Source organism: Asticcacaulis sp. W401b, from assembly GCF_046503825.1.
In the GTDB taxonomy this organism is placed as follows: Bacteria; Pseudomonadota; Alphaproteobacteria; order Caulobacterales; family Caulobacteraceae; genus Asticcacaulis.
The window spans coordinates 1-18,264 of record NZ_JBKFEE010000014.1; the positions used below are offsets into that span (position 1 = coordinate 1).

Annotated in this window: 14 protein-coding genes; 9 read left to right on the plus strand and 5 right to left on the minus strand. The window is 62.4% G+C overall.

All coding sequences use genetic code 11. From position 1 onward, the window contains the following. The first annotated feature begins 9 nt into the window (after positions 1-9). A complete protein-coding gene (locus ACK8OE_RS17510) occupies positions 10-840 on the plus strand; it encodes a 4-(cytidine 5'-diphospho)-2-C-methyl-D-erythritol kinase (protein WP_410273685.1) in 831 nt (276 codons plus the stop codon). A gap of 222 nt (positions 841-1,062) precedes the next feature. On the opposite strand, the gene ACK8OE_RS17515 is transcribed toward ACK8OE_RS17510, so the two are convergent. Together ACK8OE_RS17515 and ACK8OE_RS17520 are read right to left on the minus strand one after the other, a co-directional pair. Then, positions 1,063-1,470: a DUF6157 family protein gene (locus tag ACK8OE_RS17515; protein WP_410273641.1), complete on the minus strand. Its 408-nt coding sequence runs from the start codon at positions 1,468-1,470 to the stop codon at positions 1,063-1,065. 49 nt (positions 1,471-1,519) lie between these two features. After that, positions 1,520-2,824, minus strand: coding sequence for an AmpG family muropeptide MFS transporter (locus ACK8OE_RS17520; protein ID WP_410273642.1), 1,305 nt, complete (start codon positions 2,822-2,824; stop codon positions 1,520-1,522). 151 nt (positions 2,825-2,975) lie between these two features. Between ACK8OE_RS17520 and ACK8OE_RS17525 the strand changes: the two genes are divergently transcribed. The 5 genes from ACK8OE_RS17525 to ACK8OE_RS17545 all read left to right on the plus strand — a co-directional run bounded on the left by ACK8OE_RS17525 (position 2,976) and on the right by ACK8OE_RS17545 (position 10,956). After that, positions 2,976-3,860, plus strand: a complete 885-nt coding sequence (locus tag ACK8OE_RS17525; RefSeq protein ID WP_290793281.1) for a glycine--tRNA ligase subunit alpha — start codon at positions 2,976-2,978, stop codon at positions 3,858-3,860. A 195-nt stretch (positions 3,861-4,055) separates the two neighbouring features. Then, positions 4,056-6,335, plus strand: coding sequence for a glycine--tRNA ligase subunit beta (gene glyS / locus ACK8OE_RS17530; protein WP_410273643.1), 2,280 nt, complete (start codon positions 4,056-4,058; stop codon positions 6,333-6,335). Between the two features lie 433 nt (positions 6,336-6,768). Beyond that, positions 6,769-9,432, plus strand: a complete 2,664-nt coding sequence (ppdK, locus tag ACK8OE_RS17535) for a pyruvate, phosphate dikinase (RefSeq protein WP_410273644.1) — start codon at positions 6,769-6,771, stop codon at positions 9,430-9,432. Positions 9,433-9,650: 218 nt separating this feature from the next. After that, entirely contained in the window at positions 9,651-10,070 is a 420-nt protein-coding gene (locus ACK8OE_RS17540; protein ID WP_290793275.1) for a hypothetical protein, read from the plus strand. A gap of 82 nt (positions 10,071-10,152) precedes the next feature. Next, a complete protein-coding gene (locus tag ACK8OE_RS17545) occupies positions 10,153-10,956 on the plus strand; it encodes a hypothetical protein (RefSeq protein ID WP_410273645.1) in 804 nt (267 codons plus the stop codon). A gap of 199 nt (positions 10,957-11,155) precedes the next feature. Here the strand turns inward: ACK8OE_RS17545 and ACK8OE_RS17550 are convergent, their stop codons facing one another. Together ACK8OE_RS17550 and ACK8OE_RS17555 are read right to left on the minus strand one after the other, a co-directional pair. Next, positions 11,156-12,085: an NUDIX hydrolase gene (locus ACK8OE_RS17550; protein WP_410273646.1), complete on the minus strand. Its 930-nt coding sequence runs from the start codon at positions 12,083-12,085 to the stop codon at positions 11,156-11,158. Between the two features lie 13 nt (positions 12,086-12,098). Continuing rightward, positions 12,099-12,722: an HD family hydrolase gene (locus ACK8OE_RS17555; RefSeq protein ID WP_410273647.1), complete on the minus strand. Its 624-nt coding sequence runs from the start codon at positions 12,720-12,722 to the stop codon at positions 12,099-12,101. Between the two features lie 148 nt (positions 12,723-12,870). Here ACK8OE_RS17555 and ACK8OE_RS17560 point away from each other — a divergent pair, with 148 nt between their 5' ends. After that, positions 12,871-13,707: a universal stress protein gene (locus ACK8OE_RS17560; RefSeq protein WP_126424024.1), complete on the plus strand. Its 837-nt coding sequence runs from the start codon at positions 12,871-12,873 to the stop codon at positions 13,705-13,707. Between the two features lie 49 nt (positions 13,708-13,756). On the opposite strand, the gene ACK8OE_RS17565 is transcribed toward ACK8OE_RS17560, so the two are convergent. Then, positions 13,757-17,242, minus strand: a complete 3,486-nt coding sequence (locus tag ACK8OE_RS17565) for a tetratricopeptide repeat protein (RefSeq protein ID WP_410273648.1) — start codon at positions 17,240-17,242, stop codon at positions 13,757-13,759. Positions 17,243-17,451: 209 nt separating this feature from the next. Here ACK8OE_RS17565 and flbT point away from each other — a divergent pair, with 209 nt between their 5' ends. Both flbT and flaF read left to right on the plus strand, forming a co-directional pair. Next, positions 17,452-17,877, plus strand: coding sequence for a flagellar biosynthesis repressor FlbT (gene flbT / locus ACK8OE_RS17570; protein ID WP_013480567.1), 426 nt, complete (start codon positions 17,452-17,454; stop codon positions 17,875-17,877). Beyond that, positions 17,837-18,247: a flagellar biosynthesis regulator FlaF gene (flaF, locus tag ACK8OE_RS17575; RefSeq protein WP_290793261.1), complete on the plus strand. Its 411-nt coding sequence runs from the start codon at positions 17,837-17,839 to the stop codon at positions 18,245-18,247. The genes flbT and flaF overlap by 41 nt, the downstream gene beginning before the upstream one ends. Positions 18,248-18,264 lie beyond the last annotated feature (17 nt).

The following is an 18,264-nucleotide window of genomic DNA, read 5'->3' on the forward strand; positions in this document are numbered from 1 at the left end:
CGGTCGCGGCTGGCCCCGGCCAAGGTCAATCTCTATCTGCACGTCGCCGCCCCGGATCACCGGGGCTATCACCCCCTGCGCAGTCTGGTGGTCTTTGCCGACTATGGCGATGAGGTAAGCCTGACGCCGGGTGAGGGGCGGCTGTTCATCGACGGGCCGTTCGGGCAGGGTTTGAGCACGGGTGAGGACAATCTGGTTCTCAAGGCCGTCCGGCGGTTTGAAGCGGCAACCGGCGTGCGCGTGTATAGCCACGATTTCCACCTGACCAAAAACCTCCCTTTAGCCTCAGGCGTGGGCGGCGGCAGCGCTGATGCCGGGGCCGTGCTGCACCTGTTGCGCGAAGCCTGCGCGCCGGAGGTGACTGACGACGCCCTGTCGGCCATGGCGGCGGAGACGGGGGCTGACGGCGTGATGTGCCTGTGGGCTCAGGCGTCGATTGCCGAAGGTTATGGCGAGCGATTGACGCCGGTCACAGTGTCGCCCTTGCCCGCTGTGCTGATCAATCCGGGCGTCGAGTGTCCGACACCGGCGGTGTTCAAGGCCTATGATGCGGCAGCGGAATTTGCCCCTGTTGACACGCATTGGCGGGGAGACGACCTGATCGACGATCTCGCTACCACCCGTAACGATCTGGAAGCGCCGGCCATCCGTCTGGTGCCGGTGATCGGTGAAGTGCTGGCGTCTTTACGCGCGCAGCCTGAGACACGCTTTGCCCGCATGTCGGGATCAGGGGCGACCTGTTTTGCCCTGTGCGAGACCTTGAGCGAGGCCGAAACCCTGGCGGCCCGGCTACGCGACGACTGGCCCAAGGCATGGGTTCGGGCCTGTACGTTGAAGTGACCCCACAGATGCACATGTAGGCGACATCTGATCAGCGCAACTCATCCCGTGGGGAGGATCGGGTTTTGGGAACCACAGATTACACAGATTTCACAGATTATCCGTTTTCAGCGTCTGGGTGCGGAGGCCATGCAAACCGGCGCGCAGCGCCCATCTGTGAAATCTGTGTAATCTGTGGTTTCACCTAACTGTCGCGGCTCTGTGGCCATCTGCGGAGAAATCTTAAACCATCTCCATCGCGCGTTTGCTGCGCATGGCTTTTTCGACGCGGACCTCCGGGTCTTTGAGAAACTTCCGATAAGCAACAGAATCCGCAGGATAAAGCGCGATCTTGCCCGCGTGATTATAATGCGCCCCGAAGCCATAGGTCTTGGTCAGGGGAGAGGCGCGCATACACGGATGGCCTTTGGAGAGAAACGCCGTCCGCGCCTGCTGATCCGCTGTATCAAGACCGTGTTTCAGGCAATGGACGGTAAAGTTCAGATCATCCAGCGTCAGTTCGTAAGGATGTTCCGACAACAGCTCATAATGCAGCCGCGCCAGGGTCGGCGGGCCGTCACGGCGGGGCGGTTCGACCCCCATGCGGTGTTTCGAGTCTTCGGCGATGGCGATGAAGGTGTTGCGGATCATGGCGTCGTCCCTGTGTCGCGGCCTTTGGGACAGTGAGTATACGCCTGTCTCAGGCCGTCTTGAAGAGGCCACGCTGCCGCAGGATCAGGCAAAGACTCAATGCGGGAAGCCCGGCCACCGCCGTGCCGATAAAGAAGATCTGATACGCCCCGAACAGGCCGTGCGAAGCCGTCAGGCCATCAACAATCTGCCCCGAAAAGCCCTTCAGCAGCTTGCCGGTCAGGTCAGCCGCCGAATACATCAGGGCAAAGTGGGTGAGGGTGTGTTCCTTCACCGTCAGGCGCGTCAGAAAGGCGATAAAGGCCGTTTCGGCTATGCCATTGGCGATATTGTCGATGATCAGCGTACCGCCGAACACGGTGACATCCCCCGGATGCGCGGCCATCAGGGCAAAGCAGATATTGGACAAAGGCCCGGTCACCGCCCCCAGCCAGAAGGCGCGCTCAACCCCCAGCCACAGAAGGCACGCCCCGCCCAGCGCCACCCCGGCGAACGAGGCCGCCAGCCCGATGGTCGAACGCACATAGGCGATATCGGCATTGCTGAGGCCCGTATCGCTGTAAAGCGGCCCAGCCACCGGCCCGATCAGATAGTCGGGCAGACGGTAGAGCGCCACGGTCGCCAGCACCCACCACGCCAACCCGGAATGTTCCTGAAAAAAGCTTTTCAGCGGCACGACGACATAGGTGTCGAAGCTGTAGGGCACCTGCGGCGTCAGGGCCTCGGCGCGCGACGGCCGCGCGATTAGTGTCGCGGCCACACCGACCAGCATCAGCACCGCCAGCCCGGTTACCGTGGTCGGCCAGCCGAAATGGTCTGCGGGAATAAGGATCAGCGAGCCGGAGACGATGGCCGCGACCTTATAGCCGAGGGAATAAATCGTCGGATTGAGCGCCTCCTGCGCCTGTCCCTCGGTCTGCTCGATACGCCAGGCGTGGATGGCGATTTCCTGCGAGGCGGCGCACAGCGCCAGCAGCAGGGTCACGGCGACAAAGGCCCAGATATTCCCCGTAGGGCCGATGGCCGCCATGCCGATCAGGCTGAGGATCACCCCGCCCTGCGCCAGCAGCATGAAGGACCGCCTTTGCCCCAGCCGCGCGTGCAGGAGCGGCAGGCGCACCTTGTCCATCCACGGGGCCCACACGACCTTGAAGCCGTAAAACAGGCTGATCCAGCCCATATAGCCGATGACGGTCAGGCTTGTGCCCTCTTCGCGCATCCAGAAGCCGAGCGTGGCGCCGGTCATCAGAAAGGGCAGGCCTGCCGAAAACCCCAGCACCAGCAACAGCCAGGCATTGGGCGTTTTCAGGGCGCGGAGGATGTCGCGGAGGGTGGGCTTATCGGCAGAGGACATTTGGCTTTAACCCGCTCTCCCCAGTCGCGAGGAGACGCACAGAAAAAGCGATTCTCCGCCGTCTGAACAGGTTTTCTTTCCGTGCAAACCTTGCTTGGCCGGACGCACCTCTCTATGTTCGCGGCCATTCTGGAGTCCGGCATTTTCGAACATGACCAAAGAGCCCCTGTCCTTTCAGGACCTTATCCTGACCCTGCACCATTACTGGAGCCAGCAGGGCTGCGTGATCCTTCAGCCCTATGACGTCGAAGTCGGCGCAGGCACCCTGCATCCGGCCACCGTCCTGCGCGCGCTGGGCAAGAAGCCGTGGAAGGCCGCCTATGTGCAGCCGTCGCGCCGTCCGGTCGATGGCCGCTATGGCGAAAACCCCAACCGTCTTCAGCACTATTATCAGTATCAGGTGATCCTGAAGCCGAACCCCGACAATCTTCAGGAGCTGTATCTCGGCTCGCTGAAAGCCATCGGGCTCGACACGGCGCTGCACGACATCCGCTTCGTCGAAGACGATTGGGAAAACCCGACCGTGGGCGCGTGGGGCCTTGGCTGGGAAGTGTGGTGCGACGGCATGGAAGTCACGCAATACACCTATTTCCAGGGCGTCGGCGGCATCGAGGTCGATGTGGTGTCGGGCGAACTGACCTACGGGCTGGAGCGTCTGGCCATGTATCTTCAGAACGTCGATAACGTCTATGATCTGAAATTCAATAATGACGGCGTGAAGTACGGCGACGTGTTCAAGGAGCAGGAGCGCCAGTTTTCGGCCTTCAACTTTGAAGCGTCCGATGTGGCGACGCTCAAGCGGCAGTTTGAGGACATGGAGCGCAACGTTCTGCGCATCCTCAATACCGAAAACAGTCTGGGCTATAAGCTGGTCCTGCCGGCCTATGACCACGTTTTGAAGGCCTCGCACCTGTTCAACCTGATGGATGCGCGCGGCGCCATCGCGGTGGCCGAACGGCAATCCTATATCGGCCGCATCCGCGACCTCTGTAAGGCCTGCGCGCTTGAATGGGCCGCACAGGAGGAAGCGCGATGAGTGTAGCATTCTTCTCCTCCCTGCGTGAAGCGTGGGAGGGCCGGGCGGCCGGTGCCGGACCGCGAAGCGGTGGAGGGGGGCTACTCCAAACATCGGCGTGCGCTGCCCTTTCCGTGTTATCCCCCTCCGTCTTCGCCGCCTGCGGCGGCAAATCCACCTCCCCATCGCTGCGCGACAGGGAGGAGAGAAGATAAAATGGCTCAGTTACTTATCGAACTTTTCTCAGAAGAAATCCCTGCGCGCATGCAGCTTCAGGCCGCGCGCGATTTCGAGCGCCTGTTCGGCGATCGCGCCAAGGCGCAGGGCCTGACCTGGGAAAGCCTCAAGGCCTATGTCGGTCCGCGTCGTCTCGCCCTGCACGTCGAAGGCCTGCCGCTGGAACAGGCCGCCGTCACCGAAGAGGTCAAGGGGCCCAAGGACGGCGCACCGGAACAGGCCATGGCCGGTTTCCTGCGCAAGGTTGGCCTGACGCAGGATCAACTGGTGCTGGAAAACGGCGTGTGGATGGCGCGCATCGAAAAGCCCGCCAAGAGCACAGCCGAGGTCCTGCCCGGCATCCTCGAAGACGTTATCCTGACCTTCCCGTGGCCCAAGTCGATGCGTTCGGGCACGTCGAGCTTCCGCTGGGTGCGCCCGTTGAAGCGCATCCTGTTCCTGTTCGACGGCAAGGTCATTCCGCTGAGCGTCGGCGGCGTCACCTCGGGCAGTCTTACGCAAGGTCACCGCGTCCTGTCGTCCGGAGAGGCCTTTGCGGTCAGGGACTTCGCCGATTATCAGCAAAAGCTGCGTGATAACTTCGTCATCCTCGACCACATTGAGCGTCAATCCTTGATTTTGGATAAGGCCAACGAGGCCTGCGCCGACGCGGGCTGCGCCCTGATGGACGATCATGGCCTGCTGGAAGAGGTGGCTGGCCTCAACGAATGGCCGACGCCGCTCTTGGGCGATATGGACCCGAAATTCCTCAGCCTGCCGCCGGAAGTCATCAAGACCTCGATGCGAACGCACCAGAAATACTTCGCCGTGCGCGATCTTTCGACCGGCAAGATGGCGGCGAAGTTCGTCATCGTCGCCAATCAGGTGGCCAGCGACGGCGGGGCCGAAATCCGCCGCGGCAATGCCAAGGTGCTGTCGGCGCGCCTGTCGGACGGCGTCTTCTTCTGGTCCGAGGACAATCGCAAAGGCAATTTCGACGCCTGGCTGCGCAAGCTGAACGGTGTGACCTTCCACGCCAGGCTGGGCACGATGGCGCAGCGCGTGGCGCGCATCGAGGCGCTGGCGCAAGTCATTGCCCCGCTGGTCAAGGCCGACGTGTCGCTGGCCACGCAGGCCGCGCATCTGGCCAAGGCTGATCTGGCCTCCTACATGGTCGGGGAATTCCCGGAACTTCAAGGGGTTATGGGTGGATATTACGCCGAAGCGGCCAAGCTGCCCGGCGACGTGGCCGAAGCCATCCGCGAACACTATAAGCCGCAGGGCCCGTCGGATTCGGTGCCCGAAGGCGCGCTGTCGGCGGCCGTGGCGCTGGCTGACAAGATCGACACGCTGGTCGGCTTCTTTGCCATCGACGAAAAGCCGACGGGGTCGAAAGACCCCTATGCCCTGCGTCGTGCCGCTCTGGGGATTTTGCGCATCCTGCGTCAGCACAATGTGCGCGCCTCGCTGTCGGAGCTGGTCGCTGCCTGGTATCAGTCGCTGCTGATCTATGCGGGCGAAGGCCGCGCCGTCTATGTCGATACGGACAACTGGCGCGGTTCAGCCGGGCCGCGCTGGGCCGAGGGCGAAACCGAGGTCTATGACAACTATCTGCGCGACTTCCGCGCCGGTCTGCTCGAAAGCCCGGTCTTTGTCATCCCGACCGACCGTGACTACGATCTGGACCTGCAATTCGAGCACGTCACCAATACGCCCAAGGTCGAAAACGCTCTGCTGACCTTCCGCGATTTCCGCGCGGTGTCGGCGGAGTTTGCCGACTTCTTCGCCGATCGCCTGAAGGTCATGCTGAAGGACGAAGGCGTGCGCTTCGACGTGGTCGAGGCGGGGTTTGCGGTCAAGGACGACGACATGGTGCGCACCGTGGCGCGCATCAAGGCGCTGGAAAACGTGCTGGCGTCGCCGGCGGGTACTGAGCTTCAGGCCGCCTATACGCGCGTGGCCAATATCCTCAATGCCGAGGCGAAGAAGGGCGCTCTGCCGACGGCGGAGCCGAAGCTGCTCAGCAGTGCCCCGGAGGTCGAAACGGCCCTGACGCAGCAGGTGATTGCCCTGACGCCGGTGCTGGAGCGGCTGATCGACGCCGAACAGTTCGAAGAGGCGCTGGACAAGCTGGCGGGTTTGCGCGGGGCGGTCGATGCCTTCCTCGACGGGGTGCTGGTCAATTCCGAGGTGGCGGCTGAGCGTGAAAACCGCCTGAGCCTGTTGTCGGCCCTGCGGCGTCTGTTCGACGGCGTGGGTGATCTGTCCAATCTGGCGTAGTTTTTCCACCTCCCTGTCGCGCAGCGATAGGGAGGTGCCGAGCCTGCGAGGCAGAGGGGGATGACGCTTTCGGTGTTCCGGGGGCTGGCCCTGGACGTTGCGAAAGGTCAGGGGCGAGAGCCTCTGGCCTTTTTCCGAATCACCCCCCCCCCTCCGTCTTTTGTCGCTTCGCGCCAAAATCCACCTCCCCATCGCTGGCGCGACAGGGAGGAGGGGATTTCGAATTACATAAAAACTTATTCCGCAGAGTTCGCGCGCGCGTGTACCTTTGCTCTCAGAACGGGATGGAAGCATCATCCCGCTTTAAATTTTTGTTTTATCGCGATATTTTTGTCGAAAACCGCTCACACTTTTCGACATATCGCTCTGGTATCCGGCCCTGCCAGCCGGGTGAACAGATACGTCTATCTGATTGAGGAAAGAGGGATTTTCGATGTCGAAGTCATGGGTTTACGCATTTGCCGCCGGTAAGGCCGATGGCGATGCCTCGATGAAGAACCTGCTGGGCGGCAAGGGGGCCAATCTGGCCGAAATGTCGTCCCTGGGGCTGCCGGTGCCGGCGGGTTTCACCATCACCACCGAGGCCTGCGTCCATTACTATCAGAACGACAAGACCTTCCCCGCCGGACTGGAAGCGCAGGTGCAGACCGCTCTGGCCAATCTGGAGGCCGTAACGGGCAAGGGCTTTGGCTCGGTCGAAAACCCGCTGCTGGTTTCTGTGCGTTCGGGGGCCCGCGCGTCGATGCCGGGCATGATGGATACGGTCCTCAATCTGGGCCTCAATGATCAGACGGTCGAAGGGCTTGCCGCCTTGACGGGTGACCGCCGCTTCGCGCTCGACTGCTACCGCCGCTTCATCACCATGTACTCGAACGTCGTGCTGGGCGTTAGCCACCACGGCTTTGAGGACATTCTGGACGACCATAAGGACCGTCTGGGCGTCACGGTGGACACCGACATTACGGCGAAGGACTGGGAGCGCGTCATCGCCGACTATAAGGCCAAGGTGCAGGCCGATCTGGGCCACGACTTCCCGCAGGACCCACAGGATCAGTTGTGGGGCGCGGTGAAGGCCGTGTTCGGTTCGTGGATGAACGACCGCGCCAAATTCTACCGCAGAATGCACGACATCCCCGAAGACTGGGGCACGGCCGTCAATATTCAGTCGATGGTGTTCGGCAATATGGGCGACACCTCGGCCACGGGCGTCGCCTTTACGCGCAACCCTTCGACGGGTGACAACTATCTCTACGGCGAATTCCTGCTCAATGCACAGGGCGAAGACGTGGTGGCGGGCATCCGCACGCCGCAGACCCTGACGAAAAAAGCCCGCGAAGAGATGGGCGAGCGCAACCCCTCGATGGAAGAGGCCCTGCCAGAGGTCTTCGCGCAGTTCCGCTCAACCGTTGAGACGCTCGAAAAGCATTATCGCGACGTGCAGGATGTGGAGTTCACGGTCGAACAGGGCAAGCTGTTCATGCTGCAAACCCGCAATGCCAAGCGCACCTCGCGTGCGGCGTTGAAAATCGCCGTCGATATGGCCAAGGAAGGCCTGATCACGCCGCAGGAAGCGCTGATGCGCCTCGATCCAGGCGCGCTGGATCAGCTTTTGCACCCCATGCTGGACCCGAAGGCCGAGCGCACCCTGATCGCGCGCGGCCTGCCGGCCTCGCCGGGCGCGGCCTGCGGCAAGATCGTCTTCACCGCCGATGACGCCGTGCGTCTGGCGGCGGCGGGCGACGACGTCATTCTGGTGCGCGATGAAACCTCACCGGAAGATATCCACGGTATGCACGCGGCTAAGGCGATTATCACGGCGCGCGGCGGCATGACCTCGCACGCCGCCGTCGTTGCGCGTGGTATGGGCCGTCCCTGCGTATCCGGGGCCGGGGAAATGGTCATTTCGACCGAGCGCGGCGAATTCAGCGCGCGCGGTCAGACCTTCCGTTTCGGAGACATTGTGACGCTGGATGGCTCCAGCGGGGAGGTGTTCAAAGGCTCCATCCGCATGATCGAGCCGGAATTCTCGGATGACTTCCATCAGATCATGAGCTGGGCCGACGAATTCCGCACGCTCAAGGTGCTGACCAATGCCGAAACCCCGGCGGACGCCCGCACCGCCATCGGCTTCGGCGCCGAAGGCATCGGGCTGTGCCGCACCGAGCACATGTTCTTCGACGAAGACCGCATCAGCGCTGTGCGTGAGATGATCCTCGCCGATGACGAAGCCGGCCGCCGCAAGGCTTTGGCCAAGATCCTGCCGATGCAGAAGGCCGACTTTGTCGAGCTGTTCAAGATCATGAATGGCCTGCCGGTGACCATCCGCCTGCTCGATCCGCCGCTGCATGAGTTCCTGCCGCACACGCCGGAAGACATCAAGCTGGTGGCCGAAGCCGCGGAAGTGCCGGAGGAAAAACTCCTGAAGCGCACCAAGGAACTGTCGGAAACCAACCCCATGCTGGGCTGGCGCGGCTGCCGTCTGGGCATCACCTTCCCGGAAATCTACGAGATGCAGGTGACGGCGATTTTTGAAGCCGCCTGCGACGTGAAGGCCGAAGGCTTCGACCCGCAGCCGGACATCATGCACCCGCTGGTCGCCACCAAGGAAGAAATGGCCAAGTTGGTCGCTATGACCAAGGGCATTGCCGAGGGCGTGCTCAAGGCGCGCGGGGCCGAGGTGGCGTACAAGGTCGGCACCATGATCGAGCTGCCGCGCGCGGCTTTGCTGGCCGACAAGCTGGCCGAGACGGCGGAATTCTTCTCGTTTGGTACCAACGATCTGACCCAGACCACCTACGGCATCAGCCGTGACGACTCGGGCCGCTTCCTCAACCCCTATATTGAAAAGGGGATTTTCGAGAAGGACCCCTTCGTCAGCCTCGATCCGGACGGCGTTGGGCAACTGATCGACATCGCCCGCACCAAGGGCCGCACGACGCGCCCGGACATCAAGCTCGGCATCTGCGGCGAACATGGCGGTGATCCGGCCTCGATCGCCTTCTGTCAAAAGGTCGGCCTCGACTACGTGTCGTGCTCGCCCTATCGCGTGCCTGTGGCGCGTCTGGCCGCCGCGCAAGCCGCGATTTCGGCAAAGTAAGTCAATTACAACACCCGACTGGAAGAAGCCCGGCCCTCCGCCGGGCTTTTTTCGTGGCGGAAAGGGATCGCATTTCCCCTCACAGGCGTATGTCTTGGCGCTGTCACACGCGCCGTCTAACTTATCGCTCTCCGGCACGCTGCGGCCTATTGTCAGGTGTCGGGATTTGGGCTTTAGTTGTTAACACTTTCAGAATTTCGATTTTCCGGGAACTTGGCATGTCGTCCAAAACAGTATGGGGACTGGGACTGCTACTTCTGACCGCCGGGGCAGGGGTGGGGCTTTATAAACAGCTTCCGGCCATGCCGCAGGCGCTGGAAGCACGGGTCGCCGACGCGCTCAAGGCCGAGGGGCTGGGCGACATCGCCTATGAGGTCGATGGCCTCAATGTGCGCCTCAGCTTTAAAACGCAGGATTTTCGTCCCGGCGTCACCGCCGATGAGCGCAAGGCGCGTCTGATGCAGGCCGCCGCCGCCGTGCGCAGCCTGCAACCGGAACTGCCGCCGGAAATCGAGGTCTATGTCCCGAAGGGCGAGGGGTATCTGTACGGGCCGGCGCTGCAAGTGCTGACCGACACAAGCGAAACGCCGATGCGGGTGTCTATGGGGAAGACCGATCATGCTTTATCTGATCTTTGAGCTGCGCTGGCTGCTGCTGGGTGCGGCGGCGCTGGGCCTGTGTACGGGCTTTCTCGCGCGTCGTGCAGGGTAGGGGAAACATATGTACTTGCTGATCGCACAATCGGCGGCCCTGCTTCTGGTGGTCTTCCTGTTCAGTGGTTTTGTGGGCTGGCACCTGTCGCCCAAGCCGAAGCGCGCCGCGCGCCGTATCTCGATCTTTGATGAGGCTCCGGCTTCTATCGTTGATTCCACCTTTGATGCGCCGCTGAACGCCCCGGCGGCGGAACGCCCCGTGGCAGACCCGATGGTTGCCGCCGCTCAGGCGCTGAATGCCTCGCGTCAGGCCGTTCAGACGCCCGCCGCACAGGCAGACGCCCCGCGTCCGTCGGCGGACATCATCCCGCTGCGACCGGTCGCGGCTGCCCCGGTCGCGCAACCGGCCGCTCCGCAGCCCGCACCCGTGGGCGTCTCCACCGAGCTGGAGCCTGCCATCATGGCCGGGATCGAGCGGACCGAAGCGCCGGCCGTGGCCGCCCCCGCCCTGGCGGTCAAGGCCGAACCGGTGACGGAACTGCTCGATCGCACCTCACGCCCCAAGGCCTCGCTTCTGTCGTCCATGACGCCGGAAAGCGTGCGCGCGGCGGTGGAGCAGGCGGGCACCGGCCTTGAGCCGCATCGCCTCAGCGCGCCCGAAGGCTATCCCGACGACCTGACGCTGATTTCGGGCATTGGTGCCGATAATGAGCGCGAACTGAATATGCTGGGCATCTACCACTACTGGCAGGTGGCGAGCTGGACGCCGGAACACGTGGCCTGGCTGTCGGCGCGCGTCCATTCGGCGCCGCGTATCGTGCGTGAAAACTGGATGGCGCAGGCGGCGCGTCTGGCGGGCCGCGCAGCGTAAGTTCGCTCTTGGCAATAGAGAAAAGCCGGTGGGTTACCCGCCGGCTTTTTTTATTGGCCACGAAAAATCACGAAAAATCACGAAAAGACGTAGGCGGATATTTCGGCGCGTAGCGCCTGCTCTACGCGATATGCAAAGGCCCTCCGGGTAACGTAGCTTCCGCTATTTTTGTGCTTTTCGTGTTTTTCGTGGCTAAAACCTACCCTCTCGGCAAACTCAACCCCAGAGACGGGCTGAAGCGGAAGCGGTCGCGGTCATAGGCATAAAGTTCTGCCGGGCGGCCGCCCGTATCGTCGCGCATGATGCCGGTCGGGCGCACAAAACCTGTGCGTTCCAGCGCGCGGCGGAAGTTCTGCTTGTGCAGGGGCAGGCCGCTGATGGCCTCCAGCGAGCGTTGCAATTCCAGCAGCGTAAAGCGTTCGGGCATCAGCTCAAAGATCACCGGGCGGTATTTCAGCTTACCCCTCAGTCGCGACAGGCCCGTGGCCAGAATGCGGCGGTGGTCCGACAACATGGCTGTGCCGCTGCCGCTGGAGGCTTCGGCGCAGCGCGATTCATGGATCAGGCAGGCGCTGTAGAGCAATTCATAGCGATCCAGCACCCGTTCTTCGTTCCACAGGTCGCTGTCTTCGGGGAACAGGGTTTCGACGCGCCCGCGCCGCTCGGCGGCCGACTGTTGGTCCGGAGCGGCATCGCACCAGTCGCGCAGACGCCGGCGCAAAGGGGCTACCGCCGCCGGTTCGCCGCGCCGCCAGTCTTCCCACGGAAAGAAGGCGGAATAGGGCTTCCACTGAGCGGACAAGCGCGACTGAAAGGCGCTGTCGGCGGTGAGGGCCAGATAGCCCAGCGAAATGACGCGCTGATCGCTGCCGCCGGGCGCCAGCGAACTCAGGCCCTGACGCCCTTCGTCGCCAAACGAATAGAGCTGCTCGACATAGCCCGCCGAAAAGCCGGTCTGTTCGGTGACAAAGGCCCGCACGGCCAGATCGAAGGTGCGATGCGCCTCCGGGCGAAATGGGCCAGACGGCAGGGCCGTGCCGTCGGGCAGGGTCAGGCACAGGACCATCGCCTCATTGTCCTTGATCGCCATAACCACGGCGGACAGTTCGATCGTCAGGCTGACCGGCACAGGCAACTCCTCCTTACAGGTTTTGGCTCAGGGCGTAGAACCTGTCAACGAACTGCGCACGGACTTCGGGGCCCGACAGGGCGGTCAGGCTGAGGTCGTAGCCTTCGGGCGGGGTGCCGAAAAAGGTGCGGGCTTCGGCGTCGGAAAAGCCGACCAGTTGCGTGGCTTCGAAATAGGCGCAGGCGTGATCGGCGCGGTTGATCAGGGCCTTGATATCCGGTGGCACTACGGCGGGCAGGCCAAAGCGGATGTGGATGGCCTGTTCCAGATGATGCTCAAACCGCTTGTAATCGAGGCCGAGCGCCGCCTTGAACGGTGAAATCATGTCGCCAATGACGTATTCCGGCGCATCGTGCAGCAGGGCCACCAGCCGCCACTGCGTGTCGAGCCCCGGCTTCAGATGGGCGCAGATGTCTTCGACGATCAATGAATGCTGAGCGACCGAAAAGCCATGTTCGCCCGTGGTTTGTCCATTCCAGCGGGCGACGCGCGACAGGCCGAGCGCAATGTCGTCAATCTCAATATCCATGGCCGACGGATCGAGCAGGTCGAGGCGACGCCCGGAGAGCATACGCTGCCAGGCGCGCGGGGCCGGATCGCTGGCGGGGCGTCGGGACGGTGGAGTGCGAGGGGGCATCAGGTTTCACAAAGTGTTGACGGGATACTTGTGTATTGGGGCCATATGCCGCGTGTCCAATCCACGGTGCGAGGCCTATACTTACAGCCATAAGGCGCGTTGCGTCGTGGTTAAATGCTGACCATGCACAAAAAAGGAGGCCCCTCTGATGACTGACTCCCCCCTCACTGCCGGTGGCGCCTGGGCGCGCGTATCGGTGCCGGTATCGGGTGCCACCTCGGAAGAGACGGCGATTGCTATTGCCGCCGATATTGCCCGCGCGTTCGGCGGGCAACTGAGCTTCCTGTTTGCGCCGCCCGATCCGGCGGAACTGGCCCCGTGGCTGGGCGAAGGCTTTATGGGCACGGTGCAGATGGCGGCGATGGACGGGCTGAAATCGGCTGCCGAAGAGGCCGAGGCCGTGGCGCGCGACGCCTATAACGACACGGCCTATGAACACAAACTGTTCCTGCCGCTGAAATCGCCGGTGTGGCAGTGTCTGGCGACCGAAACGCGCTTGTCGGACATTGTGGTCTTTGGTGACGAAAGCGCGCGCGGGCGTGGCCTGTTGTCCGAAGCCTTTCAGCAGGTACTGATGGAAGAACGCGCCGGGGTGTTTATCGCCCGTCAGCCCTTTGCGGTGGGGGGCACAGCTCTCGTGGCATGGGATGGCAAGGAGCCGTCGTCACGCGCCGCGCGTCGTGCCGTGCCCCTGTTGAAAAAAGCGTCCAAGGTGGTGGTGGCCGGGGCTCCGGTCGGGGAAAATCCGGCCGATCTGGGCAAGCTGGCGCGCTACTACATGCTGCACGGCCTCAATGTCGAGGTCGATATCCTGCCCAAAAGCAATGATCTGATCAGCACGCTGGTCGAGGCCAATCAGCGGCATCAGGCGCAATATATGGTCGCCGGGGCGTTCGGGCGGTCGCGTCTGCGCGAATTCGCCTTTGGCGGCACGACGCGCGCGCTGTTGCACAACACCAATCTGAACCTGTATATGGCGCATTAATTTTAGCGCCGAAGATAATGAAAAGGCGGCGGAATTTCCGCCACCTTTTTTATTGGATCTCCTCCGACACCCGTTGCATGAGCAACGCCCATTGCTCCTCTTCGGTGACAAAGACGCGGGCATTGGCGTACCACGGGCAATGGTCGCTCCCCAACTGGGTCCACGAGCCGGGCGTCATGACGAACCAGGTCGGCACGCCGGTCGCCGCGGCGATCTGCGTGCTGGCATTGGCCGGACCGATGACCACGTCCAGCGCCGCGCACAGGGCACTCAGTTCACCCAGATCGTTCAGCAGGTCGATGGGCGGGGTGAAAAAGCGTGCGCCTTGCGCCTTGGCCGCGATCTGTTCGCTGACCGTCTCGCCATATTGCAGGTTGACGAGGACGAGGTCCTTGCGCCCCAGCAGCGGTGCGAGGGACTCAAAAGGCGGGTAGAAGCGGTCGCGGCGGGAATGGCTGATCAGGCTTTTCCATAGCAGGCCAACCTTCGGGCCGCTGCCCTGTCGGGCCAGTTTGCCTTTCCAGAAGGCGACGCGCGCCGGGTCAGGCACGAACACCGGCGCTTTATCGGCAAAGGCCTCCAGATCGCCGCGCAACAGCGGCAGGAAATCCCCGATCAGCGCCCAGCCGTCCACGCTGTCGCCCGACAGGCCCGGCACGCTGCGGGTAATGACGCCGTCACGGCTTTCGGTGTGATGCGGCAGAACGCGGGCCTTGGGGAAGGCCCGCGCAAACAGCGGCACGAGGCGCTTTTCAACGGCTAAGGTCAAAACCCCGTTGCCCAGCTTTTCGATAATATCCGGCACCAAAGTCCCGAACATGACCTCGTCGCCCAGCCCCTGTTCGGCCAGCAATAACAGACGCTTGCCAGCGATCTCTTCGGGCTTGAGCGGGCCGGCGGGCAGGTCGAAATGTACCTGCTTCGGCGTGCCGGTCATATGGCGCGCCGCATAGGCCTGCCATCCGGCCTTGAGATTGCCGAGGCCCAGATGGGCATAGGCCATGCTCAGTTCGACCGAGCGCAGATTACCGGGCTCGGAGAAGCGGTCCAGACACAGTTCCAGCTCCGGCAGGGCCTCGGCCAGCAGACCTTTTTCCATCCACAGGCAGGCGCGGTTGAAGCGCGCCGGCAGGCTGTTGTCCAGCGAGATGGCTTCGTTGAAGAAGATCAGCGCCGTGTCGGCATCGCCCTGCGCCAGCAGGATGGTGCCCAGCGTATCCCACAGGGCGCTTTGCTTCGGATAGTCGCTCAGATAGGCCTGAAGAAGCGTGATGGCCTGATCGAACTTCGACTGCTCGCGCAGCGCCGCAGCGTAATAGTTGACGGCCATCAGGTGACCGGGATCACGCTGAACGATCAGGCCGTAGAAGCGTTCGGCCATGTCATAAAGGCCGATGCGGAAGGCCAGTTGCGCCAGATCGGCGGCGATATCGAGCGAGTCCGGCTGATGCTTCAGAGCTGTTTGATAGGCGTCAAGGGCCTGCGGAATGCGGTCCTGCCGGTCAAGCGCGGTGGCCAGCGCCTGCCAGGCACCGATATGGTCGGGCACGTGGCGTAAAAGGGCGCGCGCCTGCGTTTCGGCCTCGGCCCAGTCGCGCATCAGAAGGGCGCGCTCAACGCCCTGAAACTGACGGCGTAAATCGTCGCTGGACAGGGCCTGCACCGGGGCAGCGACCTCACGGATCAGGGCCTGACGCATCTCCTCAAGCGCAGGCTTCCACTCGCCGGGAGTGGGGGTCAGGAACATTCTGGCGCTACCGTACCACGGGTAATAGTCGGTGCCCATCATGGGCCAGCTATTGGACGGGGAGAGAATCCAGATGGGGGTGCCGACGCTGGCCGCGATATTGCTGGTGGCGTTTGAAGGCCCCATGATCAGGTCCATGGCGGCGCACAGGGCGGCCAGATCATCCAGATCCTGTTTCAGGTCGATGCCCGGCGGGTTCCAGATGCTCAGGCCTTCGCGTTCGGCTTGACGCAGTTCTTCGCTGACATCGCCGTACTGAAGATTGACGAACACGGCGCCAGGCGTGCGCAGGATAGGGGCCCAGCTTTCGAAGGGGGAGTAGTAGCGGTCGCGGCGTGAATGCTGGACAAGGCTTTTCCACAAAAGGCCGATCTTGGGCTCAGGCCCCAGCTTGTCCAGCTCGGCCTTCCAGTGGGCGACGCGCGCAGGATCGGGGGTGAGGAAGCTGTTTTGCCGCGGAAAGGCCTGCGCGTTGGGGCGGTAGCGCGGCAGCAGGTCACCCAGCATGACAAAGCCATCATAGGCGCGGCTGGTGTCCATTCCGGGGAAGTGACGCACCGTAATGCCATTGATCTTGCCCGTGCCGTGGGCGATCACCGTCGCCTGCGGGAAGCTGCGCGCATAGAGGGGGACAAGGCGTCTTTCGACGGCCAGAGTCAGGTGCCCGTCCGGCCCCAGCTCAGCCAGAAGGTCGGGCAGCACCGTGCCAAACAGGATTTCATCGCCCAGCCCCTGCTCGGTGGTGACGAACACCGACTTGCCCGTCAGGGACTGCGACAGATCCAGCGCCGGGACGTCGGTAATATACTTCATGCCTTCAAGGCTATGCAGGCCTTTGCGCGCCGCATAGTAACGATAGCCGGGCATCAGATCGCTCTTGCAGAAGTAGCAGAAGGCCATGGCCAGCTCAGCCGCCTCGATCTGGGCGGGCGAGACCATGCGCTTGATGCCGGCTTCAAGGCTCTGGATCGCCGCGTCAATCTCGCCCAGAGCGCCGAGGATCAGGCCGCGATTGTGCCAGGGCTTGGGGTCATCCGGGACGAATTTGACGGCTTCGTCGAAGAAGAGGAGGGCGGTCGGCAGGTCACCCTTGGCATTGACCACCGTGCCCAGCGTGTTCCACAGCGTGCCGTTGGACGGGTCCTTTTCCAGAAATGGCGTCAGGAGCGCAATCGCCTCTTCAAAGCGGCTCACTTCACGCAGGCACGAGGCGAGGTTATTGGCGACCTCAAAATCGTCCGGGTTTTTGTCGAGCACATAACGGAACAGTTTTTCGGCCTGCGTGTGCATGTCCAGTTGATAGGCCAGCCGGCCCAGATCATTGGCGATGCCGGTATTGTCTTCTTCGAGTTGCAGGGCGGCTTCGAAACAGGTGAAGGCGCTTTTGATGTCGCCGGCCTTTTCGCGGCATACGGCCAGAATATGCCAGGCCGTGCCGCACTTTTCATTGACGCGCAGCGCTTCCAGCGCCTTTTGCGTCGCCCCCTCATAGTCGGATTTCTGGACAAGCAGCAGCGAGTCCTTCAAAAGCGTGAGCAGACGCACCTCGCTGATGTAGCGCGTGGCCTCCATCAGGGCTTCGAGGGCGGCCGAAGACCCGGAATCCCCCAGAATCGTTGAGGCCAGATCGGCCAGAACGTCCTTACCCGGAGGCGTGGCGGCGGCGTTCATCGCGATAGAGCTGACCGTATCGGGCGTGGCGAGAACCTTTGCCGGGCGTATCTCAAGGGCCTCTGCGGCCGCGGTTTCAACAGCCTGATGTTTGATTGGCCACGTTTTTTTGGGCATTGGACTCTCCGCACCCGTCTGTGCCCCACGCTCTGTGCCGCTTTCTGTATGGGGCATTTGACCGAAGGTGAGGACAGATGGTCATGAACGTGCAATCTTATGCGATGATTCGATTAAGATCAGGATAGCGTTACGCCCGTTATATTTGCGGCCGTGCGAAACCGGATATTAACCGTGCGAAGCCTAAGCTGCTGGCCAAAAGGACTCACATGCCGCTCAAACTGTCGCTCAAGCCGGGTGAAAAATTTGTTCTCAACGGTGCCGTCGTGCAGAACGGTGACCGCCGGTGTTCGCTTGTGCTCCAGAACAAGGCCTCGGTGCTGCGTGAAAAAGACATCATGCAGGCCAGCGAGGTCACCTCTCCGTCGCGTCACATCTACTTCCCGGTGATGATGATGTACCTCGATGAGGCGGGGGCGGAAAAATATTACGACGAGTTCCTGACGCGCATGACCGAATTCATGAGCGTCATCGCCAATCCGGCCATTCTGGCGGAATGTGTGGTGATTTCCAAAGCCATCATGGGGCGCGAATATTACAAGGCCCTGATGGGCTGCCGTAAGCTTATCGAGTACGAAGACGAAAGACTTGGACATGTCTCTACAGGCCTATCAGAAGACGGCTCAGCGGAGTGAAGATCCGCGCCAGACGGAGTATCGTCTGTTCGGTCAGGTTACCCGCGCGCTGATGGAGGCGGCCGAGCTCGACCGGAGCGAGGTTTCCCGTCGCATGGATGCGCTCGACTGGAACCGCCGCCTGTGGTCGGTTCTGGGGACGGATTGCGCCCTGCCGGGCAATGGTCTGCCCGAAACCCTGCGCGCGCAGATCGTGTCCCTGTCGATCTGGGTCAACCGTCATACCTCCGCCGTCATGCGCGGTCAGGAAGAGATCGCGCCGCTGATCGAGGTCAATCGCCTGATCATGCAGGGCCTGATGCCCCGTCAGGACACGGCGCCGGCTGCCGATCCGGCTTTTGTTGGCACGGTGCGGGCGTCACTCGGTTAAAAATTCACCCTGATGCA